Origin of the sequence: Marinobacter sp. M3C, assembly GCF_023311895.1 — a bacterium.
Taxonomy (GTDB): Bacteria; Pseudomonadota; Gammaproteobacteria; order Pseudomonadales; family Oleiphilaceae; genus Marinobacter.
This window is the reverse complement of the sequence record NZ_CP092284.1, coordinates 2088041-2114599: the sequence shown is the minus strand read 5'-3', so window position 1 is coordinate 2114599 and position 26559 is coordinate 2088041. Positions and strand designations below refer to the sequence as shown.

Here is a 26559-nt window from a genome sequence, read left to right as displayed (position 1 = left end):
AATGCGGACTGCCCGGTGTCAGGCGCCCAGGTCCCCCAGCAGGGCGCTAAGCGTCGCTTTTCCCTTCTTTTGGTTCACTTCGACATCTGCTTCCCCTAAACCCAGCCAGCGCACATCATCTTCCGGCAGTTCGTCCAGGAAGCGGCTCGGAATGGTTTCTAATTTTTCGCCGTATTGTCGGCGAGACGCGGCATAGGTTAGGGTCAGTGTTTCCCGTGCCCGGGTAATACCCACGTACATCAGCCGCCGTTCTTCCTCGATGTTTTCTTCTTCAATGCTCATCCGGTGCGGCAGAATCTCTTCTTCCAGCCCGATGATGAACACGTGGGGAAATTCCAGGCCTTTGGAGGCGTGCAGGGTCAGCAGTTGCACTTTGTCGCTGTCGTCTTCTTCCTCGCGCTGCTCCATCATGTCCCGCAGGATCAGCTTGGTAATGGCGTCTTCCACGCCAATTTCGTCCGCGGTGCCTTTGCCATCGTCAAGCATGCGCTGGATGGAATCCACCAGATACCAGATATTCTCCATGCGCCGCTGCGCCTGCTTGGGCGAGCCAGAATGCTGGTGCAGCCATTCCTCATACTCTATATCCGTAAACAGTTGCTTGATTACCTGCACAGGGTCATCGTTGTGTAGCCTCTCACAGGTAGCGTCTGCCCAGTGGGCGAAGCGCCGCAGGCGCTCCAGGCCCTTGTCGGTCACGTGGCTTTGCGCGCCCATATCGCCCAGCGCTTTGAACAGGCTGACGTTGCGAGCGCGGGCGTAGTGGCTTAATTGCTCGAGTGTGCGTGGGCCAATCTCACGGCGGGGCACGTTAACCACCCGTAAAAACGCGGCGTCGTCAGTGGGATTGATCAGCAAGCGCAAATACGCCATGGCGTCTTTGATTTCACTTTTGGCAAAAAACGACTGGCCGCCGGAGATGCGATAGGGAATTTGGTAGGCCTGTAGCTTCACTTCCAGCAGTCGGGCCTGATGGTTACCCCGGTAAAGCACCGCAAAATCTTTGAATCCCAAGCCCTGCTTCAGCTTCTGATCCAGTATTTCGGTGGCTACACGCTCGGTTTCTGCTTCTTCATTTCGGCAACGGATAATGCGGATTTCTTCACCAATGGCGTGATCGCTCCACAGCACTTTTTCAAAGGCGTGTGGGTTGTTGGCAATCACAGTGTTGGCGGCACGCAGTATGCGGCTTGTTGAGCGGTAATTCTGCTCCAGCTTAACCACTTTCAGGCTGGGGAAATCCTGTTCCAGCTGTGCCAGGTTTTCCGGCCGCGCTCCGCGCCAGGCGTAAATCGACTGGTCATCATCACCTACTACGGTAAAAGCGGCGCGCCCTGCCACCAAGAGCTTCACAAGCTCGTACTGGCACACATTGGTGTCTTGGTACTCATCCACCAGCATGTAACGAATTTTACGCTGCCATTTCGCCAGCACGTCCGGGTGCTGGCGAAACAGCATCACCGGCAGCAGAATCAAGTCATCGAAGTCAACGGCGTTGTACGCTTTCAGGTACTCGTTGTAGTATCCATAAATGATGGCGATTCTCTGTTCACGCTCGTCTGCAGCCTTGCTTACTGCTTCGGCAGGCGTACGCATGGCGTTTTTCCAAGAAGAGATGGTCATCTGTACCGGGTTTAGTTCATCACCAGCGTCGGTGCTGCCATGGGTTAGCATTAAATCCTGCAGCAGGGCTTTCGCGTCTTCGGCATCAAAAATGGAAAATCCGGGGTGATAGCCCAGGTGGTCATGTTCCTCGCGGATTATGTTCAGGCCCAGGTTATGAAAGGTGGACACGGTTAATCCACGGGTTAGCTTTCGATCGATGATGCGGCCAACACGCTCTTTCATCTCTCGTGCGGCTTTGTTGGTGAAGGTCACGGCCGCAATGTGCCGGCCAGGAATACCCAGTTGTTCAATTAGAAACGCAATTTTGCGGGTAATTACGCTGGTTTTGCCGCTGCCGGCTCCCGCTAGTACCAGCATGGGGCCATCGGCATAGCGCACGGCTTCGCGTTGTCTGGGATTGAGTTTTGTCACGGCGTCACAGCAGCCTGGTTGCAAAGTGCATTAATATCATGCCTATTCTACAGCACGTGGGCAATCGGCACCTTACCGAAAAGTCGGCTATTGTTAATGAATTGTATGGTTTGAATTACTGCGCATTGGTGCAGAAAATCTTACAAACTCATGGATTCGCAGATGGTATCGCCTTTAGGTTTTTTTGATCAGCCTGGTATCCGCCTGTTGGTGCTGACTCCGGATTATCGCGATTTCCTATGGTTAAACAGCTGGGCAGCGGCCAGCGATGACCTGGCCATGAGTGCGGCCTGGTGTGCAGACACCGAAAGTTTCGAGCGTGCTATGGCCAAGAAGCCGTTTGACGTGCTGTTGTGGGACTGCCAACTGCACAACGGTGACATGAATGCCTGGTTAGCCCATCTTGTTCAGGCCTGCGGCAATAAGCCCGTAGTTGTTATGGGCGCTGACCTGCCGGCAAACCGGAGTGCCACTATGACTGCGGCGGGAGCCGCAGATTATTTATGCCGCCAACAGTTGGACGGCTGGCAATACCAGCCTGGCCCATAGCCTTGATATGAGCGTAGTAGCAGAGGGCGTGGAAACCTACGCGCAGATGGAGTTTTTACGGCAACTGAATTGCGATCACGTACAGGGTTACTATTTTGCCCGGCCGATGCCTTGGGGCCAACTGGTGCAGTTCCTCCGTAATCAGAGGCAGTCTGCTTGCCTGTAATCCTGTGCCGCTGTACCTTTGCCACTTTGTTTGTCAGCGAACGTGATTAGCAGAGGTAGCATGAACAGTATTTCCCGACGCATTGCGAATGAGCTTGGTGTACGTGAAGAGCAGGTTAACGCCACCGTTGAACTGTTAAACGGCGGTGCGACTGTGCCCTTTATTGCCCGCTATCGCAAAGAGCTGACCGGCGCGCTTGACGACATCCAGTTGCGAGCCCTGGAAGAGCGCTTGCGCTATTTGCGCGAACTGGAAGACCGCCGCGCCACCATCCTTGCCAGTATTGACGAGCAGGGCAAATTGACCGATGTGCTGAAATCCAGCATTAATGGGGCAGACACCAAAAATCGTCTGGAAGATTTTTACCTGCCTTACAAGCCCAAGCGCCGTACCAAAGCCCAGATTGCCCGTGAGGCCGGCCTTGAACCACTGGCCAATAGCCTTTATAACGACCCAACACAAGCGCCAGAGGCTCTGGCAGAGCAGTTCGTTAACGCCGATGTGGCTGACAGCAAGGCGGCCTTGGAAGGCGCCCGTGCCATCCTGATGGAGCGTTTCGCAGAAGACGCCGAACTTCTGGGCCAGTTGCGCGGTTTCATCTGGCAGCAAGGCCAGCTGAAAGTCACCGTTATTGCCGGCAAAGAGGCTGAAGGCGCCAAGTTCCGTGATTACTTTGATCACAGCGAAGCGTTAAAAAAAGTGCCGTCACACCGCGCTTTGGCTATTCTACGTGGCCGCAACGAGGGTATTCTGAGCTACACCATTGCCGTTGGAGAAAACAGCGATGATCGTCGCCAGCCGCACCCGGCGGAATCTTACATTGCCGCCCACTGGAATGTCCGCGACCAGGGCTGGGCGGCCGACAAGTGGCTGGCCGAAGTGGTGCGCTGGACCTGGCGGGTAAAGTTGTCTGGCCAGCTCGAAACCGATCTGATTGGCCAGGTCCGAGAGGCCGCTGAAACCGAGGCTATCCAGGTATTTGCTGATAACCTCAAAGATTTGTTGTTGCTGGCTCCGGCCGGGCCCCGGGCCACTCTGGGCCTGGACCCAGGCCTGCGTACTGGCGTGAAAGTGGCCGTAATTGACGGCATAGGGCAGGTGGTAGACCACGGGGCTATATTTCCCCACGCCCCACGAAACCAGTGGGAAGCGTCGATAGAGCAATTGCGCAAATGGTGTCGCCAGTACAACATCGAACTGGTGGCTATTGGTAATGGCACTGCCTCGCGGGAAACCGATAAACTGGTGGCCGATCTGTGCAAGCGCTACCCGGAACTGAAATTGGCGCGCATTGTGGTCAGCGAATCGGGTGCGTCTATTTATTCAGCATCGGAATTCGCCTCGCGGGAATTGCCGGACCTGGATGTCACCATTCGCGGCGCGGTATCCATTGCCCGGCGCTTGCAGGACCCGTTGGCGGAACTGGTTAAAATTGAGCCAAAATCTATTGGTGTGGGCCAATATCAGCACGATGTATCGCAGGTACAGCTATCGCGCAGTCTGTATGCAGTGGTAGAAGACTGTGTAAACGGCGTAGGAGTCGATCTGAACACCGCGTCGGTGCCGCTGTTAACCCGTGTGTCTGGGTTAAACCCAACCATTGCCCAGAACATCGTGGATTATCGCAGCCAGAACGGTCAATTCCGTAACCGCAAGCAGCTGATGAAAGTGCCGCGTCTGGGCGCTCGCAGCTTCGAACAGGCGGCGGGCTTTTTGCGCATCAGCGATGGGGATAATCCGTTAGATCGGTCTTCGGTGCACCCGGAAGCTTATCGCGTGGTGGAAACCATCGCCGCTAAAAATCACCGGGATATGAACAACCTGGTGGGTGATGTAGCATTTTTGCGCAGCCTGAACCCGCAGGATTATGTGACCGAGCAGTTTGGCTTGCCTACGGTTAAAGACATCTTCGCCGAGTTGGAAAAGCCGGGGCGGGACCCGCGGCCGGAATTCCGCTTCGCCAGCTTTGAAGAAGGCGTAGAAACCTTGAAAGATCTGGAGCCGGGAATGGTGCTGGAGGGGTCGGTCACCAACGTCACCAATTTTGGCGCCTTCGTGGATATTGGCGTGCACCAGGACGGCTTGGTTCATATATCGGCGTTGGCAGACCGTTTTATAAAAGACCCACGGGAAGTGGTGAAAGCGGGCGATATCGTAAAAGTGAAGGTGATGGAGGTGGATATTCCGCGTAAGCGCATCGCTTTGACCATGCGCATGGGTGATCAGCCTGGCCAGCAGCCGGCTGAACGGCCCCGTGGTGACAAAACCTCAAGCCCAAATCGCAACAATGCGGCTGGCGCGCGTGAACCGGCGCCGGCTGCAAATCAGAATCCGGGTCAGGGTCAAGGTCAAGGCGCCATGGCAGGAGCTCTGGCTCAGGCCATGGCGTCGGCCAACAAGCGCGACCGTTAATTTACTTGGCAACTTTACTTGGCAACCATAGCGGTTGCAGCAGGAGTTTTTCATGGCTCAATCACGCCATCACATATTTGAGCAGTTTGCCGCCAGCGAGTGGCAGGGCTTTCGTAAAGGTGTTGAAAAAGAAGGTCTGCGTGCCGATGCCAGCGGCTTCATCGCACAAACCCCGCACCCGCACGCTCTGGGCTCGGCGTTAACCCACCCCCGCATTACCACCGATTATTCGGAATCTCTTCTGGAACTGATTACGCCGGTGTATAACACCACCGCCGGCATGCTCGAAGCGCTGGGCCACGCCCATCAATTTGTACAGCAGAACTTGGGCGACGAAGTATTCTGGGCCGCCAGTATGCCCTGTGGCCTGGATGGCGACAGCAGTATTCCCATCGCCAATTACGGCAGCTCCAATGTGGGTAAAATGAAACACGTGTATCGCCAGGGCTTGGCGGTGCGCTACGGGCGAATGATGCAAAGTATCGCCGGCACTCATTACAACGTGTCGTTACCCGAAGGGTTTTGGCAGCAGTGGCAGCAGGCTGTGGGCGGCAGCGAGCTGAGCCTGCAAGATTTCAAATCCGAGCAGTACTTCTGGTTGATTCGTAATTTTCGCCGCCGTAGCTGGCTGTTAATGCTGCTGTTTGGCGCTTCACCGGCGCTGGATCAGAGTTTTGTTGCCAACGTCAGGCACAACCTCAGCAGTTTTAATGCAAATACTTTTTATGGTGAGCAGGCCAGCTCGTTGCGGATGGGCGATTTGGGTTACCACAACAATGCCCAGGCATCTCTGAACATCTGTTTTAACGAGCTGAAAACCTATACCCGGACTCTGGAGCGAGCCATTCACACGCCCTGGCCGCCCTACGAAAAACTGGGCATAAACCGCGACGGTGAATACATTCAGCTCAATACCAACGTGTTGCAGATTGAAAACGAGTATTACAGTGCCTTACGGCCGAAGCGCACCGCCGCCAGTGGCGAAAAACCCATCCACGCGTTGATGAGCCGCGGAGTGGAGTACATCGAGGTGCGTTGTTTGGATCTGGACCCGTTTGCAGCCGTGGGTATTACCGCGCCGCAAGTGGATTTTCTCGACCTGTTCTTGTTGGATTGCCTGTTACAGGACAGCCCGTGGATTGGTGACGACGAGTGTGCCCGGCTGGATAACAATTTCAAGGATGTTGTCGCGCGCGGGCGCGGGCGCGACTTGGCGCTGCAAGTGGGCAATCGCAGTGTTAACGCTGGAGAGACGGCGCTTGAACTTCTGGACTCGCTGCAGCCACTGGCGGAACAGCTCGACGGTTGGAATGGCGACGCCACCTATGTGCGGGCTCTGGCGGAGCAGCGGCACAAGCTGGAAGGCAGTTGGTTTTTGCCATCGCAGCAGGTCCTGGATGCAATGACCAGCAGTGGCCTAGGTCACCGGGACTGGACGCTGGAAATGTCTCACCAGCACAAGCACAGCTTGCTCGCGCAGCCGCTGCCAGACGCTGTGCAGCAACAATATAAAGGGTTTAGCCTTGAGTCCTTGCAACAGCAGCAACAGATTGAAGCCGCGGATACGCTAAGCTTTGCCGATTACCTGCGCCAGTATCAGCAAAGCTGAACATCGGAGTATGGGTTACTTCTGCACGACAAACTCGGTAAACAGCACACCGCTGACAACTTCGCCGGTGTGCTGGTTTTCCAGTACCTGATTAACGCGGGCAGTGGCTTCTGTTGCCAGTGTCTGCTGAGTGTCTGGCCGGGTAAGGGCATCAACATCGCTTTGTTCGCCAAACAGCAGCACCAGCTCATGGCGTATGCGTGGCATGTGTGCTTCTACGGCGGGGCGAGTGGTGCTGGCGTCGGCGCGCAAGCTAACACTGGCTTTCAGATAGGAAAGCTTGCCGCCTGGTGGCCCTATGTGGGTCACAAACGCGGGCTCCAACGATATATAATCGGTAATGGTCAGTTCTGCTGGTTCTGCTGGTTCAGCCGATTCGTCGGGCTCTTCACTGTAGGCGAGAGCTGCGAGCGACATCGTAAACAGGGCGATGAAGATTTTTGGCAACATTTTTGGCGTCATTTTTGTCAATGCAGTCATAATCCTGATAATTACAGTAGTTGAACAACGAATATCACAATAACAGGCTGGCAGCCTGGATGCAGTCCCATTCCTATTTTCGAGGTGATCTTTTGACCAGCAGAATTATGTTTGCTGTTATTTTTCTGGTGTGTGCCGCACTGCTTGCGGTGGCATTTTATATGGAACATGTGATGGGGCTGGAGCCTTGTCCTTTGTGCTGGTTGCAGCGGTTTGCCTTCATGGCAGCCGGGCTGGTCAGCCTGTTGGCGTGGCTGCACGGCCCGGGGCCGATTGCCGCACGGGTATACGGTCTGTTTTTGGCGCTGGCTGCAGGTACCGGATTGGGCTTGGCCAGTCGCCAGCTCTGGCTGCAAAGCTTGCCTGCGGACCAGGTCCCGGCTTGCGGCCCATCGGTGGATTACATGCTGGATGTGTTGCCGTGGCTGGACGTGCTGGCAACCGCGGTTCGCGGGACCGGTGACTGTGCGACGGTGGTCTGGCGCTTTCTGGGACTGAGCATTCCGGGTTGGAGTGCGCTATTTTTCGTTTGTGTGGCGTTGATCGGTCTTTATCTGTGTTTGCGCCCCGCGTCTAAGCGGTCCTGGTAAGGCCGCAGTCACAAACGGTTGCGGCGGGTTACCGCCATAGGGTAACTTGCATTGACGTATGTTGAAGTTCAGCAGACATTAGCCAGATAGAACACCCAGTGGAGTACAGCCGTTATGTTGGATCATTGTCGAAATGCCCGTGAGCGGTGGGGTGGGGTCAGTGATCTGATCGACCGTTGGCTTAAGGAGCGTCAGGATGTACTGGTGCGCTACTGTGAGCTGTCTGCCGAAAACGACTATTCCCAGACCGAAAGCCTGAGACCCAAACTGGTTCTGCTGTGCGAAATGTTGATGGATTACGTTTCCGCCGGGCACTTTGAAATCTACGAGCAATTGGTGCGTGAGGCGCGGGAATTTAACGACGATGAGGGCCTGGAATTGGCCGCGAAAGTGTATCCGCGTATTACCGAAACCACCCAAGTGATTCTTGATTTTAATGACAAGGTAGATGGCCGCGAACTTTCCGAGTCGGAAATGCAGGCGCTGTTTACGGAGTTATCGCGAGTGGGTGAAACCTTGGCCAGCCGTTATGAGTTGGAAGACCTTCTGATTGCTCACTTACACACCGCTAACGCAGACAAAGCAGAGCCCGCCTGAGAGGTTTGTGGGTAAGCCTGGGTGGCGAGCTCTTGTAGAGCCGTCGCCCAGGTACCAACTACAATATACAGCTACTGGGCGCTGTCCGGGTTAATCGCCAACAGTTCCACATCAAAAACCAATGTTTCATTGGGGCCAATCGCACGATTGCCGCCCGGGCCATACGCCAGGTCTGACGGAATATAGAGTTTGTAACGCGCGCCTTCGTTCATCAGTTGCAGGCCTTCTGTCCAGCCGGGAATAACCTGGTCCAGGCGGAATGAAACCGGTTCACCGCGCTCGCGGGAGCTGTCAAACACCTCGCCACTCAGCAGTTCGCCCGTGTAATGGACTCTTACCGTGTCGCCGGTGCCGGGTTGCGGGCCATTGCCGGCTTCAAGCACTTCGTACTGCAAGCCGGAATCCGTGGTTGTTACGCCTTCGCGCTCGGCATTTTTAGCCAGAAAGGCGTTTCCCGCATCCACATTTTTCTGTGTCATTTCTTCAATCTGTTTGGCTTGATCTTCCTGCAGCTGCTGTTGGTAAGACATCAGCGCTTGCTGGATTTCTTCCTGAGTCATCCGGCGTTGTGCCTGGTCGCCGTTGTTGCCGTGCTGGATGCCCTGCAGAAACTGCTCCATCTGCAGGTCTGGCAGGTCGTTACCCATACGCTCACCCATAACCAGGCCCATGCCGTAGCTGACCTTTTCGCTGTTGGATTCTAACGCGGGGTCTTTCGGTGCTTCCTGAGCGGAAGAGCAGCCTGCAATAAGGCCGGCAATCGTCAGTGCAAACAGCGTTTTCTTCATGAATCCATCCTTCATATTAGTTAATGAGTCGCAACGTCGGGGCTTGGCCGGCGCTGGCTGACTGAGGGTATTCGATATAATGCTGGCGAAAAGGTACCTATAACACCGGCTTTACGCCACTGAACATCTGTTAATGGCCCGGTAGCCACTCACTTAACTGTCTGAAGCACCTACTAACTTCCTGAAGCGCCTACGCCCATGTTGAATGGCGCGCTATACGGCGCCTGCCAGTCGACTTTAGACTCTGCGCTACCAGCCGTGCCACGGGGAGGGTTCGGCCGTTCTATGGCCAAGGTGTTCCAGGGCCCCTTGGGCGGTGGCTGGTCAGCATAATGCCAGTTGCCATTGGTATCTTTCCACTTGAAAATGATGTCGGGTGAATCTATCACCACTGACTCTGGTACCAGAGTTTCGAAGGCGGGAATTTCTGCCGGTTTTGTTTCTTTAGCCAACGGTTGTGTCACTTGCTCGGGCGTTCCTAAACCAAACACGATCAGTAATAACAATACGCCCAAGGCAGGAAAAGCTAGCCGTACCAGCCATTTAATCATCATGTTGATTGCGCTCCGGGGGGCGCGAAAAAGTCAAAGCAGACGCCAGTTGATGAATATCCGAGGCAGCTGCTCGTGCGCTGTCTGCACAAGGCGCCGCTGCTGTCAGGTTGCCGATGATCAAAATGTTGCGATCTTGCATTGCCGGTTCTTCTATTTCAGTGTTCAGTGTTTGCCACGCCAGAGCGAGTTCGACACGCTCTGCTTCAAGTTCCAGGCGAGCCACGTCTACGCGCAGGTCATAACAACTTTCCGACTCTTTCGGCAGCGCCCTTTTTACGTCACGCAGTGCCACGGTTACACGGTTGCGCCACTCTGTTACCGTAACAGCTTCTAGCCCGGTGTAAGTTCTGCGCTGATTCGCCAGCCAGGCAGCACATAGAATGCGGGTCACACTCCAGCCTTGTTGTTGCAATAACAGACAGGCAGACGCTACGCCCGGTTTTTGCCAGCATGATAAGGCAAAAGACCAAAGCTCTGTGTCAGTCTGCAAATCTGCCGGCAGTGTCAGGCTGGCCGCGGTTTGCGGTATGATCGCGATATCGTCCGGTGCAGTGTCCAAGGCTTCCCTGAAATTATTAAAGTGCCAGAATTAAAACATGTTAACAATTAGTGATCTTAGTTTACAACGAGGTGGTGCGTGGTTGCTAGAAGGCGTCAGCCTGACCGTGCAACCGGGCCAGCGCATGGCCATTGTGGGTGCCAATGGTGCCGGAAAGTCCAGTCTGTTTCAGCTTATATTGGGTGATTTGGCGCCAGAGCAGGGCCATTTTTCTCTGCCCGGAGGTTGTCGCATTGCTCACATGGCTCAGGAAGTGGAAGCGACCGGGCGTAGCGCTCGAGACTTTGTATTGGATGGCGATTTCGACTTGCGTCGCTTGGAACACGAACTGGCACGAGCGGAAGCTGCGCAAGACGACCTGGCCCAAGCCCGTGTCCATGGCGAGCTAGACCTGCACGAGGCGTGGTCTGCATCGCGCCGAGCCGAGTCGCTGCTACGCGGGCTGGGCTTCGGTGATGGCGATGCTGATCACCCGGTTTCGAGTTTTTCGGGGGGCTGGCGGATTCGTCTGAATCTGGCTCAGGCGCTGATGCGCCCGTCCGACTTGATGCTGCTGGACGAGCCGACCAACCACCTGGATCTGGACGCCTGTCTTTGGTTGGAAAACTGGCTGAGGCGCTACTCCGGAACCCTGCTGTTTATCTCCCACGACCGGGATTTTATGGATCGAGTCGCGACACATGTCGTGCATTTTGATCGGCGCGATCTAGCGCTGTATAGCGGTAATTACTCAGCTTTTGAAGTCCAGCGCAGTGAACGGCTGGCTCAGCAGCAGGCCGGATTTGAGCGTCAGCAAGCTCGCATTGCTGAAATTCAGCGCTTTATTGACCGATTCAAGGCTCAAGCCACTAAGGCTCGCCAGGCTCAAAGCCGGGTAAAATCTTTGGAGCGCATGGAGAAAATTGCGCCTGCACACATTGATTCACCGTTCAACTTCCAATTTCCGTTGGCCGAAAAGGTGTCAAACCCGCTGCTGAGTATTCGCCAGGGCCAGGCTGGTCACGGCGACGTGACTATTTTGCGCAACCTGAACCTGAGCCTGTTACCGGGCAGCCGCATTGGTCTGCTTGGCCCTAATGGTGCGGGTAAATCTACCCTTATGGACAGTCTGCGGGGTGAGGCCACGCTGATTAACGGTGAGCGCACTTGCGGCGAGCATCTGGCCATTGGCTATTTTGCCCAGCATCAGCTCGAATCCCTGGATCTGGACGCCAGCCCCTTTTTGCATCTGCAGCGCTTGAGCCCGCGGGCGTCGGATCAGAGTATTCGCAATTTTCTCGGCGGTTTTGACTTTCATGGTAACGCGGCCCTGTCACCGATACGTTCCTTTTCCGGCGGCGAAAAAGCTCGGGTGGCGCTGGCGGTGATCGCCTGGCAGCGGCCCAATCTTCTGCTTTTGGATGAGCCTACCAACCACCTTGATCTGGAAATGCGCCAAGCGCTGACCATGGCGCTGCAAAACTTTGATGGTGCCATTGTGGTGGTGTCGCATGATCGCCACTTGCTGCGCAACACCGTTGACGAGTTCTGGCTGGTGAACGATGGTCGTGTCGTTGAGTACGAGGGTGATCTTGAGGATTACGAGCGCTGGTTGGCTGATCGCCGCAAAGACGATACCGAGGCGCCTAAGCGACAGTCTGCCGCTGCAGAGGGTGGTCAAGACGCGGCCGTCAATGGTGAAAGTGCCGATGATCGCAAGGCCCGCAAGCGTGCCGAGGCGGCTGTGCGCCAGAAAATCAGTCCGTTCCGCAAACAACAGGCCACACTGGAAAAACAGATGGACAGCATGCAGGCTGCGCTGGCGGAGATGGACGCCGAGTTGACCAATCCGACGCTGTACGGTGACAGCGGCAAACAGCAGTTGAAAACGCTGTTGGGGCGGCAGGCGGAGGCACGCCAAAAAATGGCAGTGGTAGAATCCCAGTGGTTAGACGTCAGTGAAACGGTCGAAGTTCTGGAAGCGGAGCTGGAAAGTTAAGGTTGCTTTACCGCTTTGCAGCAGAAACCGGCGCTTGCGGCGCCAGTTTCTTATTCAGTGCTTTTTATTCAGTGCTTTTTATTCAGTAACAATGTCCAGACTAAATTCCTGGCGTAGCAGATAGTCCCGTTCATTTTCCAGGTCTGCCAAGGTGAGTGGGCGCTGTTCCAACCAGCCTTCGGGGAAGCGAATGCTGAGCTTGTTCGCAGACGCTTCCAGCGTCAGCTCTGGTGGTTCTTCCAGATTGCGGGCGTGCTGCAGCAACACGCCCAGGCGCACCAGTATGCATAGATAGCGCAAGCGCGGGATGTCTTCCGCTAAGGCTCCAGCCCAAATGGCTGCGGTAAACTTTCGCCGGTGCCCGCGCACCAAGGCCGCCAGATCCCACTGGAACTGTTGGGTAAAACCGGGCAAGTCTGAATATTGTAAAAGATAAGCGCCGTGCTTGTGGTACTGGCTGTGTGAGATGGTCAAGCCGATTTCATGCAGCTTGCAGGCCCAGCGCAAGGTGTCTTCGTCGCTGAAGCTGTTCACCTTCCAGGTTTCCGCAACCTGCGCCCAGGCAGCCACCGCGCTGGCTTCTACGGCGGCGCCGTGCAGCTGATCAACGTGGTAGCGTTCTTGCAGTGCAGAAATGGTTCGCTCCCGCACGTCTTCATGGCGTATTCGCCCAATAATTCCGTACAATAGACCTTCGCGCAGCGCGCCATCGGCAAAGCTCATAGTTTCAATGCCCAGTGATTGAAACGCGCCCATTAGAATAGCGAAACCACCAGGAAAAATATTTTGCCGGTCTGGGCGTACACCCAATTCGCCTAACCGCTCAACATGGCCCATGCTGACCAGCCGTTTACGCAGTTCCTGCATGGCTTCCAGGGTGATGGTGCCGTCGGTGATCTTGAGCGTGGTCAGAACCTGGCCAATGGCTTTTACCGACCCTGAAGAGCCCACAACGCTTTGCCAGCCCATCGCCCGATACTGGCGGCGAATACTCTGCAACTCTTGCTCGGCGTGGGTGATGGCATTGTCTAAACTGCGACGGTTGATTTTTCCGTCCTGGAAGTAGCGATTACTAAACGACACGCAGCCCATGTGCATGCTTTCCAGGGCTTCCGGCTCAAAGCGCTGACCAATCACAAATTCGGTGCTGCCACCGCCTATGTCAATTACCAACCGGCGGCCTGTGTCGTCAGAAAGGGTGTGGGAAACGCCCAGATAAATCAGTCGCGCTTCCTCGCGCCCGGCAATCACTTCTACCGGATAGCCCAGCACTTCCTCGGCGCGACTGAGAAACTCGTTGGCGTTGCGAGCAATGCGCAGGGCGTTAGTGCCAACAATTTGCACGGCTTCCGGCGGCATGCCCTGCAGGCGCTGGGCAAAGCGGCTCAGGCAGGCCAGAGCCCGCTCCTGAACTTCGTCGGTCAGGCGGTTCTGGGCGTCAAGCCCGGCACCGAGCTGAACTTTTTCGCCCATTTTTTCCATGGTGCGAATTTCGCCGTGCACCAGGCGCGCAACCACCATGTGAAAGCTGTTTGAGCCCATATCGATAGCGGCCAGCATATCAGGAGGCGCGGAAACGTTTTCGGCGTTGGGTTCTGCCGTCACGGGGTTAGGAATCCTTGTGGGATGAACGTAGGGCGTACTATAGCGATAACCCAAGGGCCTGTCAGCCAGCCTGACTGACTGTGGTTTAATGAGCAGGGAATTCCCCTCCTGTCAGCGAAGGCTTCACAACAGACGGAGCAATGGCGTAAAGTATTGGCCATTGAAAGCATGGTCCACGAAGAGAGCGTGAGTTATCGTACGGTTTTCAAAATGACAGCGATAGTCAATACAGCTAACTGCATCTGTTACCGGGCAGATGCCAGAAACAGGAAATGAGAATGAGCGCAAATATTGTTAACGTAACCGATGCTTCCTTTGAACAGGACGTACTGCAGTCTGATGTGCCGGTACTGGTGGATTACTGGGCTGAGTGGTGTGGCCCGTGTAAAATGATCGCGCCGGTGCTGGAGGAAATTGCCGAGGAATACGCCGGCAAGCTGAAAGTCTGCAAGCTCAACATTGACGAGAACGAGCAAACGCCACCTAAGTTCAACATTCGTGGTATTCCTACGTTGATGCTGTTCAAAAATGGCAATGTGGACGCGACCAAAGTGGGTGCTTTGTCTAAGTCCCAGCTGGCAGCGTTTCTGGACAGCAATCTCTGATTGCATAGCCCGACTGAAAAGCCCGACTGAAAAGCCAGGTTGAAAAACCGCCCCGGAGCGCTGCTCTAGGGCGGTTTTTTTATGGTGCCAGCCTCGTCCCTGACGCCTGTAATAACAGTAGCGGAAATGCTGATTACGGTAATAATGCGGAAACCGGCGACAATGAACGCGACGGCAACAGGCAAAACGGCCATAAGAGAGCGTGATGAACACTGACACCAGCAGTTCCCAAGCCCCGTTGCCGGTTATTGGCCTGCTGCTGGCAGGAGGCGCGGGCACGCGTATGGATGGCAAAGACAAAGGCATGTTGCACTGGCGCGGCAGGCCTATGGCAGCATGGGTTGCAGAAGCTTTACGAGCCGCAACCGGCTCGGCGCTGATCAGCGCCAACCGTTCCCTCGAGGAATACAGCCGCTTGGGGGACGTGTTTACTGACGCTCCTGAGTTTGCCGGACAAGGGCCACTGGCGGGCCTGTTAGCAGGTTTGCAGGAGGCCGATTCCCGCGGATACGAGGCGGTTCTGGTGTGCCCTTGCGACACGCCGGGCGTTACCCCGGCGCTGCTGCGGCAGCTGTTACAGGCCTGGCGCAGCGCTCCCGGTCGGCCGGTGATAGCCCGGTGCGACGGGCGCGATCATCCGTTACACGGGGTTTATCCGGTGGCTATGGCGGCTGCGCTTAAGCAGCAGCTGTGTAACGATAACCGTCGGGTTATGATGTTTGCCCACAGCCAGCAGGCTCAATCGGTAGATTGTTCTGGGTTATCTGAGCTGTTCACCAACCGCAATCGGCCGCAAGACCTAGAGAATTGACGGTTCTGCTACCAACCTTCTGTGCGCGCAACGTCTGATGCTTTCTGCTCGACCCAATGCTCACCTGTGTCGGTCAGCTCTTTCTTCCAGAACGGCGCCGATGTTTTTAGCGCGTCCATAATAAACTCGCAGGCGGCAAAGGCATCGCCCCGGTGGGCACTGCATACGCCTACAAATACAATCTGTGACTTTAGAGGCAAGTGGCCTATGCGATGTATCACTCGTGCTTTGCGCACATCCCAGCGCTGGCCAGCCTGTGTAATTAAATCGCTAATGATCTGTTCAGTCATGCCTGGGTAGTGTTCCAGAAACAGCCCGGTTACGCCTTGGCGATCACCGCTGTCGCGCACCAGCCCGGTGAATGTAGCAATGGCGCCTGTGCCCACGCCGCTGTCGCGCAGTTGCGCGTACTCTTGTGCTGCATCAAAATCCGCGTTTTGGATACTGACGCTGGACACAGCCTGTGAACCGGCAGAAGACTTTTGTGGCATTCGCTAACCTCCTGTCACTGGTGGGAAAAACGCTACTTCATCACCTGGCTTAACGGGCGATTGCGGTTTTGCCATGGCCTGGTTAATGGCGATCATCACCGGTTGGCCGGTGTTCAGCTGAGCCCAGGGCCCACCGCGGTTGGCCAAGGTAGCCAGCAAGTCTGCGGCGGTCTGGCCTGCATGTGCTGGCATGGTTAAGTGTTCGGTGCCCAGCTCTTCGCGCAAGCGGGCAAAAAAACGGACGCTAAGGGTCTGCTCAAGCATGGTCAGCTCACCAATTCAGAAAACGGAAAGTAAGTGATGATGTCGCCAGGGCTTAGAGTGCTGTGTTCCGGCACCGCTGCCAGGCCGTCAGCCCAGCAGGCTGAACTGAGAACACCGGAACTCTGGTTGGGGAACGCTTTAATGACTGTATTGCCCTGGTTCTGCTCCAGCCGCGCGCGCACATATTCCCGTCGTACGGAGGCAGAACCGACGCTGAACCCGGCCGCGACTTGCTGGCCTAACGGATGGATGTGTAGGCGCCCCTGGCGTTGGCGAATATACGGCATACCCACCACTAAAAATGTGACCAGCACCGCCGCCGGATTACCGGGCAAGCCCAGTACCGGAGTGCCGCCGATATCGCCAAACGCCAGCGGTTTGCCGGGCTTGATCGCCATGCGCCACAGTGAGAGCTGGCCGAATTCTTCCAATACTGCGCGCACATGGTCTTCCTCACCCACAGACACGCCGCCACTAGTGATCACTAGATCGGCGGCCTTTGCTGCCCGCTGCAGAGTTGATCGGGTACCCTCGCGTGTGTCCGCCAAACTCTCACACAGCACCACTTCACAGCCCGCTTGATCCAGCAGGCCCAACAACGTGTAGCGGTTGGTGTTGTAGATCTGACCGGCTTCGAGCGGTGTGCCTGGGTCAACCAGTTCATCTCCGGTGGTGAGTATCGCCACTTTAAGCTTTTCGAACACTTCAACCTCGGCAATGCCCATGCTGGCCAGCAGGCCCATTTCCTGGGGGCGAATCAAAGTGCCTTGGGCCAGAGCCAAGTCGCCCGCGGCCAGGTCCTGGCCGCGACGGCGGATATTCTGATCGAGCTTCACATTGCCGTCGATCAGCATGCCATCGGCATCCACCTTTGTACGTTCCTGCATCACAACGGTATCGGCACCTAATGGAATTTCGGAGCCAGTAAAAATCCGCGCGGCGGTGCCGGCAACCAGTGCCCCTGGTGCCTGGCCTGCAGGAATGCGCGCCGAAATCAAAAGCGGCTTTCCAGGCCGAAAATCCTCTGCGCGCAAAGCATAGCCGTCTACCGCGCTGTTATCCGCTGGCGGCACATCGGCGGGCACGGTGTAATCTCGAGCCAACACCCGGCCCAGAGTGCGGTGAACCGGGGCAAGCTCAACCGCCGCTGGCGGTGCGGCAAGGGTTAGCAAATGCTGTATGGCATCTTCAACGGGGGTCAGATCGACGGCGGCCATGGTACCTGCTTACTTTGTTAGGGGTGGTTAGGCATGAAAATTGGATGACTGATTAGCGATTGGCACACTTTCTATCGTATTCGCTAACGCACAGCGCGTTTACCAATCACTTGCCCCAGTCGTGCCATTGCCCGATCTGGCTTGCGCCCGACCAGTGCCGAAAAGTTGCAAGGGCCGTGGCGGCTGTCCAGCTGGGTGGCCAGAATACCGTTCCAGCCGGTGCGACAGGCTCCGGTAGAGCCAGGCAGGCAGAATATGACCGTATGATTGGCCAGTCCGCCAAATGCCCGGGACTGGATAGTCGAGGTGCCAATTTCTGCGGCTGACAGCCGGCGGAATTCCTCACCAAAACCTTCAATGGTTTTGTCCAGCAAGGGCCCAAGGGCCTCTGGCGTGCTGTCGCGCTCATGAAAGCCGGTGCCACCGGTAATAACAACGGCATGAACCTGTGGGTCGGCTATCCAGCCGCTGATTAACGCACGCATCAAATAAACATCGTCTGGCAAAATGCGCCGCGCAATCAGATTGTGGCCGGCCTCGACCACGCTGTCTTCCAGAAACTGACCGGAACTGTCCTGATCTTCGCCGCGGGTGTCTGACACTGTCAATATCGCAATATTCATAGGAATCAGTTCGTGGCTTGGCTTGCTGCTCATGGGCGGCTCCTGTTTTCGGCGATAAAAATGTGAAAGAATCTGGCCTTTAGTATCCGCATCGTGGGGCATTAATGGAAGGGGAGTAACTCTTTGTGGGGAGCAGCCGAGAACCCGGGGCGCCGCACAACGCTCGGCGGAACCGTCGAAATCAAGTCTCTTAACGTAAGCTGAATCAGGATAAAACGGCCTGAACGTGCAATCTCTTGCGAAATTGGTGGTTTTTTTCGGCTCTGGCCTTGACATTCGGCGCCGAGGTAGCCGATTATCGATCCTGCCCGGCGAACGAATGTTCCCACTCTCTGGCTTCTGTTCTCATATTCCGGACTTTATTATCTCCCGGTTGCTTCATCTGGCCAGCATCCCGTTCTTTAGACTGTACTTATCAATCCGTTCCGGGGCACCCCTTCACCCTAACGTTCGCTTTCTTCCATTCCTGAAAAATCAATAAACTATGAATCTTACTGAACTCAAACAGAATTCCATGCCCGAATTGCTCGAAATTGCGCAAGAAATGGGTCTCGATAATCTTGCACGCTCACGCAAGCAAGACGTTATCTTCACCATACTCAAGCGCCACGCCAAAGGCGGAGAAGACATCTACGGCGATGGCGTACTGGAAATTCTACAGGACGGTTTTGGTTTCCTCCGTTCTGCCGATGCTTCCTACCTGGCGGGTCCTGACGACATTTACGTGTCACCCAGCCAGATTCGCCGCTTTAACCTCCGCACTGGCGACACCGTTTCCGGGAAAATTCGCCCGCCGAAGGACGGCGAGCGCTATTTTGCGCTGTTGAAGGTCAGCGAAATCAACTTCGACAAACCCGATAACGCCCGTAACAAGATCCTGTTTGAAAACCTGACTCCGTTGTTCCCAGACGAGCGCATGCATCTGGAAGCCGGTAACGGCAGCACGGAGGACTTGTCTTCCCGCGTATTGGATCTGGTTGCGCCTATTGGTAAGGGCCAGCGTGGTTTGATTGTGTCGCCGCCCAAGGCCGGTAAAACCCTGCTAATGCAGAGTATTGCCCAGTCAATCACCCGTAACCATCCGGAATGCCACATTATTGTGCTGCTGATTGACGAGCGCCCGGAAGAAGTAACGGAAATGCAGCGCACCGTGCGCGGCGAAGTGATTGCGTCAACCTTTGACGAGCCACCAGCCCGCCACGTACAAGTGGCAGAAATGGTTATTGAAAAAGCCAAGCGCCTGGTTGAACACAAAAAAGACGTGGTTATCCTGCTGGATTCAATCACCCGTCTGGCCCGTGCCTATAACACCGTGATCCCGTCCTCCGGCAAAGTACTGACCGGTGGTGTTGACGCCCACGCCTTGGAAAAACCCAAGCGTTTCTTCGGCGCCGCGCGTAATGTTGAAGAAGGCGGCAGCCTGACCATTCTGGCCACCGCTCTGGTGAACACCGGTTCCAAAATGGACGAAGTGATTTATGAAGAATTCAAAGGCACCGGCAATATGGAGATCCACCTGGATCGCAAGATTGCCGAGAAGCGTACCTATCCGGCCATCAACATCCGCAGCTCCGGCACCCGCCGCGAAGACCTGCTGATGAGCGAAGCCGATATCCAGAAAGTATGGATACTGCGCAAGCTACTGCACTCTATGGACGACGACACCGCAGCAATCGAGTTTTTGTTGGATAAGTTGAAAGACACCAAGACGAACGACGAGTTCTTCCAGTCTATGAAGCGCCGCTAAGATTTCTTGCGCATTTGTTTGGGGTGTTGCGCCGTGCCGGAGAAAAGTTTTTCCCCGGCACGGCTCCCAGAATACGGTCCCTCATCCTGTTCGGGCTTAGTGTTAAATTGTCTGAACGCTTAACCAGAACCAATCTCCCAGAACCCACGTACATGACCGGAACTAACCGGAGCAAAGCATGAAATACAACGACCTGCGGGATTTTATCAACCAGCTGGAAAAGCTGGACGAACTCAAACGCATTTCAGTCGAAGTAGATCCTCACCTGGAAATGACCGAAATTTGCGACCGCACACTGCGTGCTGGCGGGCCGGCCTTGCTGTTTGAAAATCCTAAAGGGTATTCCATGCCGGTGCTGGCCAACCTGTTTGGCACCACTAGGCGGGTTGCTTTGGGTATGGGGCAAGAGAACGTTACCGCGCTGCGCGATATCGGCAAACTTCTGGCGTTTTTGAAAGAGCCTGATCCCCCCAAGGGTTTCAGAGACGCCATCGAAAAACTGCCGCTGTTCCGCCAGGTTATGCGCATGAGCCCTAAAGTTTTGCGCTCTGCACCCTGCCAGGACGTGGTGATTGAGAAAGACAAAGTCGACCTTTATCAGATACCCGTGCAGCACTGCTGGCCGGGGGATGTTGGCCCGCTAATTACCTGGCCGCTGGTCATTACCCGTGGTCCCCTTAAGGAACGCCAGAATCTGGGTATTTATCGCCAGCAAGTGATCGGGCGCAATCGCTTGATTATGCGCTGGCTTAGCCACCGTGGTGGTGCGCTGGATTTTCGTGACTGGCAGAAAGCCAATCCCGGCCAGCCGTATCCGGTGGCGGTCGCTCTTGGTGCGGATCCCGCAACGATTCTGGGCGCAGTGACGCCGGTGCCGGACTCGCTGTCAGAATACGCCTTTGCAGGTTTGCTTCGTGGCAGTCGTACCGAGTTAGTGAAGGCCGGATTGAGTGATCTGCAGGTGCCAGCAAGTGCCGAGATTGTGCTGGAAGGCTTTATTTACCCCGACGATATGGCACCGGAAGGCCCGTTTGGTGACCATACCGGTTATTACAACGAGGTTGGCCAGTTTCCGGTGTTCACGGTCGAGCGTATCACCCATCGTAAAGACCCGATTTACCACAGTACCTACACCGGTCGTCCGCCCGATGAGCCGGCAATTCTGGGTGTGGCGCTGAACGAAGTGTTCATCCCCATTCTGCAAAAGCAGTTTCCCGAGATTGTTGATTTCTATCTACCGCCAGAGGGCTGTTCATACCGCCTGGCGATCGTGACTATGAAAAAGCAATACCCGGGACACGCTAAACGGGTGATGATGGGTGTGTGGTCATTTCTGCGCCAGTTTATGTATACAAAGTTTGTTATCGTGACTGATGACGACATCAATGCCCGCAACTGGGAAGACGTTATCTGGGCCATGACTACCCGTATGGACCCGGCACGTGACACCATGATGGTGGAAAACACCCCCATCGACTATCTGGATTTTGCCTCACCGGTATCGGGCCTGGGCTCGAAAATGGGCATGGACGCGACGAATAAATGGCCTGGTGAAACCGACCGCGAGTGGGGTGAGCCCATCACCATGACTCCTGAGGTAAAACAGCGGGTGGATGAACTGTGGGATAGCCTGGGAATTACCTTGCCGGCGAATTCCGGGGTTGAAACTGTGTCCGGCCGCCCCGTCTAATATGGAGGACAGTTACTGGGTCCGGTTACAGCCTTGTGGGTTGGAGTACCGGGCCAATGCCGGTGACGATCTGCTTAGCGCCGCAGCAGCAGCAGGTATCGCAGTGCCCATGGCGTGCCGCAACGGTGTGTGCGAGATCTGTGAAGCCCGCATGCTTGCCGGCACGGCTGTAAACACGAGAAATCAAAATACACTAGCTGTTGCCAGCCGCCTGATGCTGTGTCGTACTCGGGCCCTGGCTGATGTGGAACTGGAGATAACGTCTGTGATCGCTGCTGGAAGTAATCCGCCGCGGAAAGTCCTTGCCAAAGTGCTGGACGTCCGCAAACTCAATCACGATATTTTCCGGATTGAACTGCAATTACCGCGGCGCCGCGAGCTGTCGTTCCATGCTGGCCAGTATTTGGCAATTCATCTCGATAACGCCGGCCCTGCCTATTTTTCCATTGCCAGCAGTCCGCAGCAGGCCAATATAGAATTGAACATTCAGGCTTCGCCGGGCTGGGCGTCGGGGCAGATTATTGTAAACGCGCTGCAAGTCGGCGCCGAAGTGATGGTGGAATTGCCTCATGGCAAAGCTTGTTTAGCGGCGATACCCAAAAAGCCGCTGCTATTAATCGCAGCAGGCACCGGATTCGCGCAAATGAAAAGCCTGATAGAGTACTTGCGCAGCACTGATTACAACCAACCGGTGGTGTTGTTCTGGGGCGTGCGCCAGCGACAGGATTTGTATTTACAAGGCCTGGCCGAGCAATGGGCGATAGACTGGCCGCCATTTCGCTTTGTGCCGGTGGTGGGTGATAACGAAGACAGCGAATGGTCGGGCCACCACGACCAGTTGGTGCACGCCGTGCTTGGGGCAAACGTTGATTTGAATAATGTGGAAGTACACGCCAGTGGCTCGCCCACCATGGTATATACCTTGATGGACGCCCTAAAAGCCGCCGGCATGCCGGCTAACGTGTTCTTTTCAGATGTGCTGGAATATGCTCCGCGGCCATAGCGGCGGAGCACACTCAGCTCTAACCCCAGCCGTCAGGCTTTTGGCATAGGCAGGCGGGGCAGGCCGTTATCCTTTTCCAGGCTCTGCATCAGCAGATTTATGCTGGCGGTGTCGTGCCCCATGTGAGCGTTCAAGCGGCTTAGCTCGGCTAGGGTTTCACGCTTGCGCTGCAGTTTCAGGCTGGTTTCAAAGTATTCTCGTGCTTTCCCCCACAGCTCATTGCGCAAGCTCAACCGACCCAATGCCAGCAGCAGTTCGGCGTTATTTGGGCGGTCTTTCAGCCACTGTTCGGCCAGCAGCAGTTGCTCGTCAGGCGCCTGGCTTTGTACTCGGCCGTAAAGATTAATCAGCTCGTCGCTCCAGTGATTACGCAGCACCTTGCGCAGCAGTATTTCAGCCTGCGCCTCTTCCCCCAGACCAGCCAGAAGGCTGGTGTAATTGAAGATTGTGCGTTCGTCACGGCGCATAGAGCTGGGTAACTGATCCCACAGACCGGTGAAAGAGTCCAGGCTGGCGGCGGGGTTATTGGCTTGTTCCTTACGGCAGTTGCTGGCAGCCTTTTCCAAAAGATTGTGCCAGGTCTGGCGCTCAAGATCGTCCAGTTCGGCCGGAACAAGAATGTTGCGCTTGCGCAATTCCGGTAACAATTTCGACAGCTCGCGCCAGTCTTCCAAACGTAAATAGGCGTTTTTCAATAGCTTGAGTACAAACGGATGATGAGGCGACTGCTTGCGCAGGCGCAGCAACGTAGCCAGGGCCTGTTCCACCCGGTTGCCCGCCAGCTGCAGCTGGGCCTGGGTAATGCCGACGGCCATATCAGACCCCGGCGTGCTCTCAAACGCTTTGCGCAGCAGTTCGTCTACCGCTTCGTGGTCACCGCATTCAAACGAGGCCTGTGCCGCTGCCAGATAGTTGATCAGCGGCGTATCAGCGTTGCTTGCCGATGATGTCAGCATCTTTTTTGCTCGCGGCCAGTTGCCTTCGGCTAGCGCCAAAAGTCCTTGAGTGGTGCGGCGGCGCGCACGGCGCTCTTTGCCGCGGGCTATCCAACCCGACATCAGGCTGGTGCCGTTGCGTAAACGCCGCACCAGGCCAATCAGCATGACTGTCAGTACAACCAATACCACCAGCAGTGCCAGGCCTACCCAAAAGTTGGTTTCGACCAGATAATTGCCAAAGCTGACTCGAATGTAGCCTAAGTCATACTGCAGGCCGAACGCCAGCCCGGTTCCCAGCAGCAGTGCCAGTACAATAATGACCAGCAAACCTATCATAAATTGCCTCCGTTACCGGTGGCCCCATTGACTGGCACATTGCCATTCTGTCCATCGCTGTTTGCGGAGGCATCCTGATCGCCATTAGTGTTCGCGCCGCGGCCGGCAACACGCTGTTTTAGCAGTCCCAAAGAGCGGCTGATGTCTGGTAGTTCAGGGTCTACATTGCGGCTGGCGAGCTCGCCCAAAGTGTCTGCCAGAGCGCCAATACGGGCGTTATCGGCGTTATACCACTCCTGCACCGTGGTACGGGCTTTTTCCAGGGACTTCTGATAAAGCGCCTGGTTGCCGCGCAGGACCGCCAGTTCGGCTTCTTCCAGCATCAGCTGAAGATTCAGACGGGCGTAGGCGGATTGATCCGGCGACAACAAGGGTTTTACCTGTTCGTCCAGCCGTCTCACAACAACAACCTCTTTGAGCGTGCGGGTGAATGATTGCCAGGCGCGAACTGCCATGCTTGGCTCGCCCGCGTTGACGTCGGAGGTATCGGCTGTGAGCATGAAGCCGGGCGCGTTTTCATGAATCAGCGCCTGGTCGGTCAGTAGGTGAACACTGTCTATAACAGCTTCCAGTTGTAGGTACAGGCCTGTTCTATCCACCGCAACAATGCTCTTTAGTGCCAACATTTCCCGTGCTAATTGTTGGCGCACCGGATACACGCCGATATCATCCGATTCGGCCAATACGTCATCTGCGGCCTGCAGCGCAGAAGCCGCACCTTTAATGTCTTTCTCGATCAGCAGGCGTTGGTTGGCTACCCGCAACAGATACTCGGCTTCGGCCAACAGCCAGTCGGTGCGGGTTCGATTACCGGCTTCCAGCAGGGTGGTGGCATTGTGGTCTATCTGCCGCTGTTGGGTGGCAATCAGTTCTCGCTGTGCGGCCACCGCGTCGGTCAGCGACTGCAAGCGCTGAGCCTGCTGACTGCCGCGTTCACCGTAGCGTGAATCAAGCTGGGCGGTTTCCTGTTGCAGGTCTTTAAGAACTTGCTGGCTGGCCTGATTGTTATTCCACTGCTGCCAGTTCCAGAGCACGAGTAACAGCACCAGAACCAAAGCAATTATGCTGATCAGCCACAGCGGCCAGGTACGCGTTCGCTCCGGCTGCTGTTGCTGGGTTATGGGGGCGGGGAGTTGTTTCTGTGTGTTGGTCACGGGCATCCTTACTTCGCTTTTACAGGGCCACCGTCCGGCCAGTGAGTTGTGCTGTGACACTGGCCACTATGTTGTTGTCTGTCAGGCCTGCTGGAACGTGTGGGTTAATGAAGCCGGCTGCCTGAGCCTGCTCGGCCACCCGCTCTACGGGCACAATCAATAGTTTTCGATACAGATTATGGTCGTTCTTCGCACACAGCGCGACGAGATTCTTCAGGGTTTCACCCGATAAGGTAATCACAGCGTCCGGGTTAAAGCCCTCTAGAGCATGCGCCAATTGTGCCGCGGAATACTGCGGACAAAAGCGCTGATATAAGGGTAGCACAGTTATTTGAGCGCCCCGCTGGCGCAGGGTGTTCTGCAATAAGTCGCGACCTTCGCCGCCGCGGGCGAGCAGAACTCGCTGGTCTTCCAGGTTTTGTAGTGGCGGCAACGCCAGCAAGGCTTCGCTGGTCCAGCCTTGTACGGGCCTGCGAGCCGTAATTCCGTAACGTGACAGTTCAGCAACGGTGCCGGCGCCCACGCCATACCAGTGAATGCCTACGGGCAGTTGCGGCCACCAGGCATCAATCTGCTCCAGCAGTTGGCGCGCAGCGTAAGGGCTTGCCGCCACAATATGCTGGAACAGGTCCAGGTTTTGGATGTGGGCCTGGTGTTCTGCGCTCAGTGCCAGCGGTGCGCGGTCAATCAGCGGTAAGCACTCGGCCTGTGCCCCGGCTGCCTGAAAGGCCATCGCCAGGCGATCAGCCTCTGGCTGCGGGCGGCAGATAAGAATGCGCCGCCCGGCAAGGGGCAGTAGCGCAGGCTCAGGTCGGAGTGTAGCCATAGACTTCAGCCAGTACTTTGTCAGCGCCCTGTGCTAGCAGGTCTTCGGCTAATTCGCGGCCCAGGCGTTCCCCTTCGCTGCGGTGTACGCGGCCTTCGGCGCGGAAAATAACGCTGCCGTCCACCGCGCCCACCAGGCCGCGCAACCACAACATATCGTTGTCTTCCAGCAGCGCATAGGCCGCAATAGGTACCTGGCAGCCACCGTTAAGACGAGTATTCAGCGCACGCTCAGCTTTGACCCTATCCGCACTGTCGGTGTGATTCAACGGCTCCAGCATGGCCCGCAGTTCCTGATCGTCAAGCCGGCATTCAATGCCTAAAGCCCCTTGGCCCACAGCCGGTAGACTGAGCGTGTCTGGCATGCAGTTGCGAATGCGCGCTTCAAAACCCAGGCGCTTCAGGCCAGCGCTGGCCAATATGATGGCGTCGTAATTACCGGCGTCGAGCTTGGCCAAGCGAGTGTTTACATTGCCCCGCAGCATGCGAATTTGCAGGTCCGGGCGGTTGGCCCGCAGCTGAGATTCGCGGCGCAGGCTGGATGTGCCCACTACCGCGTTCTGCGGCAGGTCATCCAGGCTGTTGAAATGATTGCTGACAAAGGCGTCAGTGGGGTCGTCACGCTCGCAGATGGCTACCAGTCCCAATCCTTCGGGAAAGGCCATGGGCACGTCTTTCATGGAATGCACGGCCAAGTCGGCGCGGCCGTCTAGCATGGCTTCTTCCAGCTCTTTGACGAACAGGCCTTTGCCACCCACCTTGGCCAGCGGCACGTCCAGAATCTTGTCACCCAGGGTTTTAATCTTGACCAGTTCCACTGTGACGTTGCTGTGCAATCGTTCCAGCTCGGCTTTGATAAATTCTGCCTGCCACAACGCCAGTGCGCTGCTGCGGGTTGCAATGCGAAGATTTCTTGCGGACATGACACTCA

26 protein-coding genes are annotated in these 26559 nt (G+C 55.9%); 12 read left to right on the top strand and 14 right to left on the bottom strand.

Annotation, left to right across the window (positions count from 1 at the left end; translation table 11 throughout):
- Window positions 1–18 precede the first annotated feature (18 nt).
- Complete coding sequence (gene rep, locus MIH18_RS09810; protein ID WP_249014420.1) at window positions 19–2037, bottom strand: DNA helicase Rep; 2019 nt, start codon at window positions 2035–2037, stop codon at window positions 19–21.
- Between the two features lie 162 nt (window positions 2038–2199).
- Between rep and MIH18_RS09805 the strand changes: the two genes are divergently transcribed.
- Genes MIH18_RS09805 through gshA form a run of 4 tightly spaced genes read left to right on the top strand, consistent with a single transcriptional unit; the run spans window position 2200 to window position 6773 of the window.
- On the top strand, window positions 2200–2586 hold the full coding sequence (locus tag MIH18_RS09805) for a hypothetical protein (protein ID WP_249014419.1): 387 nt from the start codon (window positions 2200–2202) through the stop codon (window positions 2584–2586).
- Window positions 2587–2593: 7 nt separating this feature from the next.
- Entirely contained in the window at window positions 2594–2752 is a 159-nt protein-coding gene (locus tag MIH18_RS23945) for an EAL domain-containing protein (RefSeq protein ID WP_283164869.1), read from the top strand.
- Between the two features lie 60 nt (window positions 2753–2812).
- Complete coding sequence (locus tag MIH18_RS09795) at window positions 2813–5164, top strand: Tex family protein (protein ID WP_249014418.1); 2352 nt, start codon at window positions 2813–2815, stop codon at window positions 5162–5164.
- Window positions 5165–5216: 52 nt separating this feature from the next.
- Entirely contained in the window at window positions 5217–6773 is a 1557-nt protein-coding gene (gshA, locus tag MIH18_RS09790) for a glutamate--cysteine ligase (RefSeq protein ID WP_249007454.1), read from the top strand.
- Between the two features lie 15 nt (window positions 6774–6788).
- Here gshA and MIH18_RS09785 read toward each other — a convergent pair whose 3' ends face one another.
- A complete protein-coding gene (locus tag MIH18_RS09785; protein ID WP_249014417.1) occupies window positions 6789–7253 on the bottom strand; it encodes a flagellar basal body-associated FliL family protein in 465 nt (154 codons plus the stop codon).
- Between the two features lie 59 nt (window positions 7254–7312).
- Between MIH18_RS09785 and MIH18_RS09780 the strand changes: the two genes are divergently transcribed.
- Together MIH18_RS09780 and rsd are read left to right on the top strand one after the other, a co-directional pair.
- Entirely contained in the window at window positions 7313–7843 is a 531-nt protein-coding gene (locus MIH18_RS09780) for a disulfide bond formation protein B (RefSeq protein WP_249007455.1), read from the top strand.
- A gap of 114 nt (window positions 7844–7957) precedes the next feature.
- Window positions 7958–8440: a sigma D regulator gene (gene rsd, locus MIH18_RS09775; RefSeq protein ID WP_249007456.1), complete on the top strand. Its 483-nt coding sequence runs from the start codon at window positions 7958–7960 to the stop codon at window positions 8438–8440.
- 71 nt (window positions 8441–8511) lie between these two features.
- On the opposite strand, the gene MIH18_RS09770 is transcribed toward rsd, so the two are convergent.
- From MIH18_RS09770 to MIH18_RS09760, 3 genes are all read right to left on the bottom strand, one after another.
- Entirely contained in the window at window positions 8512–9228 is a 717-nt protein-coding gene (locus MIH18_RS09770) for an FKBP-type peptidyl-prolyl cis-trans isomerase (protein ID WP_249007457.1), read from the bottom strand.
- Window positions 9229–9401: 173 nt separating this feature from the next.
- Window positions 9402–9782 (bottom strand): DUF4124 domain-containing protein, encoded by a 381-nt coding sequence (locus MIH18_RS09765; protein ID WP_249007458.1) that lies wholly within the window; start codon window positions 9780–9782, stop codon window positions 9402–9404.
- Window positions 9772–10341 (bottom strand): TIGR02444 family protein, encoded by a 570-nt coding sequence (locus MIH18_RS09760; protein ID WP_249007459.1) that lies wholly within the window; start codon window positions 10339–10341, stop codon window positions 9772–9774. The genes MIH18_RS09765 and MIH18_RS09760 overlap by 11 nt, the downstream gene beginning before the upstream one ends.
- Window positions 10342–10378: 37 nt before the next feature.
- Here MIH18_RS09760 and MIH18_RS09755 point away from each other — a divergent pair, with 37 nt between their 5' ends.
- Entirely contained in the window at window positions 10379–12319 is a 1941-nt protein-coding gene (locus MIH18_RS09755) for an ATP-binding cassette domain-containing protein (protein ID WP_249007460.1), read from the top strand.
- Window positions 12320–12397: 78 nt separating this feature from the next.
- Here MIH18_RS09755 and ppx read toward each other — a convergent pair whose 3' ends face one another.
- Window positions 12398–13924, bottom strand: coding sequence for an exopolyphosphatase (ppx, locus tag MIH18_RS09750; RefSeq protein ID WP_249014416.1), 1527 nt, complete (start codon window positions 13922–13924; stop codon window positions 12398–12400).
- 278 nt (window positions 13925–14202) lie between these two features.
- On the opposite strand from ppx, the gene trxA reads away from it, so the two are divergent.
- Both trxA and mobA read left to right on the top strand, forming a co-directional pair.
- A complete protein-coding gene (gene trxA / locus MIH18_RS09745) occupies window positions 14203–14529 on the top strand; it encodes a thioredoxin TrxA (protein WP_018402620.1) in 327 nt (108 codons plus the stop codon).
- Between the two features lie 205 nt (window positions 14530–14734).
- Window positions 14735–15340 (top strand): molybdenum cofactor guanylyltransferase MobA, encoded by a 606-nt coding sequence (mobA, locus tag MIH18_RS09740; protein ID WP_249014415.1) that lies wholly within the window; start codon window positions 14735–14737, stop codon window positions 15338–15340.
- Window positions 15341–15348: 8 nt separating this feature from the next.
- On the opposite strand, the gene MIH18_RS09735 is transcribed toward mobA, so the two are convergent.
- The 4 genes from MIH18_RS09735 to moaB all read right to left on the bottom strand — a co-directional run bounded on the left by MIH18_RS09735 (window position 15349) and on the right by moaB (window position 17968).
- Window positions 15349–15831: a molybdenum cofactor biosynthesis protein MoaE gene (locus MIH18_RS09735; protein WP_249014414.1), complete on the bottom strand. Its 483-nt coding sequence runs from the start codon at window positions 15829–15831 to the stop codon at window positions 15349–15351.
- A gap of 3 nt (window positions 15832–15834) precedes the next feature.
- Window positions 15835–16095, bottom strand: coding sequence for a molybdopterin converting factor subunit 1 (gene moaD / locus MIH18_RS09730; RefSeq protein WP_249007464.1), 261 nt, complete (start codon window positions 16093–16095; stop codon window positions 15835–15837).
- 2 nt (window positions 16096–16097) lie between these two features.
- On the bottom strand, window positions 16098–17312 hold the full coding sequence (gene glp, locus MIH18_RS09725; RefSeq protein WP_249014413.1) for a gephyrin-like molybdotransferase Glp: 1215 nt from the start codon (window positions 17310–17312) through the stop codon (window positions 16098–16100).
- Between the two features lie 83 nt (window positions 17313–17395).
- Window positions 17396–17968 carry a molybdenum cofactor biosynthesis protein B gene (gene moaB, locus MIH18_RS09720; RefSeq protein ID WP_249007466.1) on the bottom strand — a complete coding sequence of 191 codons (573 nt, stop codon included), beginning with the start codon at window positions 17966–17968 and terminating at the stop codon, window positions 17396–17398.
- A 451-nt stretch (window positions 17969–18419) separates the two neighbouring features.
- Between moaB and rho the strand changes: the two genes are divergently transcribed.
- From rho to MIH18_RS09705, 3 genes are all read left to right on the top strand, one after another.
- Window positions 18420–19682, top strand: a complete 1263-nt coding sequence (gene rho, locus MIH18_RS09715; protein ID WP_249007467.1) for a transcription termination factor Rho — start codon at window positions 18420–18422, stop codon at window positions 19680–19682.
- A 178-nt stretch (window positions 19683–19860) separates the two neighbouring features.
- Entirely contained in the window at window positions 19861–21372 is a 1512-nt protein-coding gene (ubiD, locus tag MIH18_RS09710; protein ID WP_249014412.1) for a 4-hydroxy-3-polyprenylbenzoate decarboxylase, read from the top strand.
- Between the two features lies 1 nt (window position 21373).
- Window positions 21374–22375 carry a 2Fe-2S iron-sulfur cluster-binding protein gene (locus MIH18_RS09705; RefSeq protein WP_249014411.1) on the top strand — a complete coding sequence of 334 codons (1002 nt, stop codon included), beginning with the start codon at window positions 21374–21376 and terminating at the stop codon, window positions 22373–22375.
- A gap of 32 nt (window positions 22376–22407) precedes the next feature.
- Here the strand turns inward: MIH18_RS09705 and MIH18_RS09700 are convergent, their stop codons facing one another.
- The 4 genes from MIH18_RS09700 to hemC are packed head-to-tail and all read right to left on the bottom strand — an operon-like array spanning window position 22408 to window position 26551.
- Window positions 22408–23649, bottom strand: a complete 1242-nt coding sequence (locus tag MIH18_RS09700) for a heme biosynthesis HemY N-terminal domain-containing protein (protein WP_249014410.1) — start codon at window positions 23647–23649, stop codon at window positions 22408–22410.
- A complete protein-coding gene (locus MIH18_RS09695; protein WP_249007471.1) occupies window positions 23646–24809 on the bottom strand; it encodes a uroporphyrinogen-III C-methyltransferase in 1164 nt (387 codons plus the stop codon). Before MIH18_RS09695 ends, MIH18_RS09700 begins: the two co-directional genes overlap by 4 nt.
- 13 nt (window positions 24810–24822) lie before the next feature.
- Entirely contained in the window at window positions 24823–25629 is an 807-nt protein-coding gene (locus tag MIH18_RS09690) for a uroporphyrinogen-III synthase (protein ID WP_249007472.1), read from the bottom strand.
- Window positions 25610–26551, bottom strand: coding sequence for a hydroxymethylbilane synthase (gene hemC / locus MIH18_RS09685; RefSeq protein WP_249007473.1), 942 nt, complete (start codon window positions 26549–26551; stop codon window positions 25610–25612). Before hemC ends, MIH18_RS09690 begins: the two co-directional genes overlap by 20 nt.
- Between the last annotated feature and the right edge of the window lie 8 nt (window positions 26552–26559).

What these genes read in the sequence shown, in the direction of transcription:
- moaD (WP_249007464.1), bottom strand. Translation starts at nt 16,095, where the DNA reads ATGCTTGAGCAGACCCTTAGCGTCCGTTTTTTTGCCCGCTTGCGCGAA.
- MIH18_RS09695 (WP_249007471.1), bottom strand. Translation starts at nt 24,809, where the DNA reads ATGCCCGTGACCAACACACAGAAACAACTCCCCGCCCCCATAACCCAG.
- MIH18_RS09735 (WP_249014414.1), bottom strand. Translation starts at nt 15,831, where the DNA reads ATGCCACAAAAGTCTTCTGCCGGTTCACAGGCTGTGTCCAGCGTCAGT.
- MIH18_RS09765 (WP_249007458.1), bottom strand. Translation starts at nt 9,782, where the DNA reads ATGATGATTAAATGGCTGGTACGGCTAGCTTTTCCTGCCTTGGGCGTA.
- MIH18_RS09705 (WP_249014411.1), top strand. Translation starts at nt 21,374, where the DNA reads ATGGAGGACAGTTACTGGGTCCGGTTACAGCCTTGTGGGTTGGAGTAC.
- trxA (WP_018402620.1), top strand. Translation starts at nt 14,203, where the DNA reads ATGAGCGCAAATATTGTTAACGTAACCGATGCTTCCTTTGAACAGGAC.
- moaB (WP_249007466.1), bottom strand. Translation starts at nt 17,968, where the DNA reads ATGAGCAGCAAGCCAAGCCACGAACTGATTCCTATGAATATTGCGATA.
- MIH18_RS09690 (WP_249007472.1), bottom strand. Translation starts at nt 25,629, where the DNA reads ATGGCTACACTCCGACCTGAGCCTGCGCTACTGCCCCTTGCCGGGCGG.
- MIH18_RS09795 (WP_249014418.1), top strand. Translation starts at nt 2,813, where the DNA reads ATGAACAGTATTTCCCGACGCATTGCGAATGAGCTTGGTGTACGTGAA.
- MIH18_RS09700 (WP_249014410.1), bottom strand. Translation starts at nt 23,649, where the DNA reads ATGATAGGTTTGCTGGTCATTATTGTACTGGCACTGCTGCTGGGAACC.
- MIH18_RS09770 (WP_249007457.1), bottom strand. Translation starts at nt 9,228, where the DNA reads ATGAAGAAAACGCTGTTTGCACTGACGATTGCCGGCCTTATTGCAGGC.
- MIH18_RS09755 (WP_249007460.1), top strand. Translation starts at nt 10,379, where the DNA reads ATGTTAACAATTAGTGATCTTAGTTTACAACGAGGTGGTGCGTGGTTG.
- ubiD (WP_249014412.1), top strand. Translation starts at nt 19,861, where the DNA reads ATGAAATACAACGACCTGCGGGATTTTATCAACCAGCTGGAAAAGCTG.
- glp (WP_249014413.1), bottom strand. Translation starts at nt 17,312, where the DNA reads ATGGCCGCCGTCGATCTGACCCCCGTTGAAGATGCCATACAGCATTTG.
- MIH18_RS09785 (WP_249014417.1), bottom strand. Translation starts at nt 7,253, where the DNA reads ATGACTGCATTGACAAAAATGACGCCAAAAATGTTGCCAAAAATCTTC.
- hemC (WP_249007473.1), bottom strand. Translation starts at nt 26,551, where the DNA reads ATGTCCGCAAGAAATCTTCGCATTGCAACCCGCAGCAGCGCACTGGCG.
- rsd (WP_249007456.1), top strand. Translation starts at nt 7,958, where the DNA reads ATGTTGGATCATTGTCGAAATGCCCGTGAGCGGTGGGGTGGGGTCAGT.
- MIH18_RS23945 (WP_283164869.1), top strand. Translation starts at nt 2,594, where the DNA reads ATGAGCGTAGTAGCAGAGGGCGTGGAAACCTACGCGCAGATGGAGTTT.
- MIH18_RS09780 (WP_249007455.1), top strand. Translation starts at nt 7,313, where the DNA reads ATGCAGTCCCATTCCTATTTTCGAGGTGATCTTTTGACCAGCAGAATT.
- gshA (WP_249007454.1), top strand. Translation starts at nt 5,217, where the DNA reads ATGGCTCAATCACGCCATCACATATTTGAGCAGTTTGCCGCCAGCGAG.
- mobA (WP_249014415.1), top strand. Translation starts at nt 14,735, where the DNA reads ATGAACACTGACACCAGCAGTTCCCAAGCCCCGTTGCCGGTTATTGGC.
- rho (WP_249007467.1), top strand. Translation starts at nt 18,420, where the DNA reads ATGAATCTTACTGAACTCAAACAGAATTCCATGCCCGAATTGCTCGAA.
- MIH18_RS09805 (WP_249014419.1), top strand. Translation starts at nt 2,200, where the DNA reads ATGGTATCGCCTTTAGGTTTTTTTGATCAGCCTGGTATCCGCCTGTTG.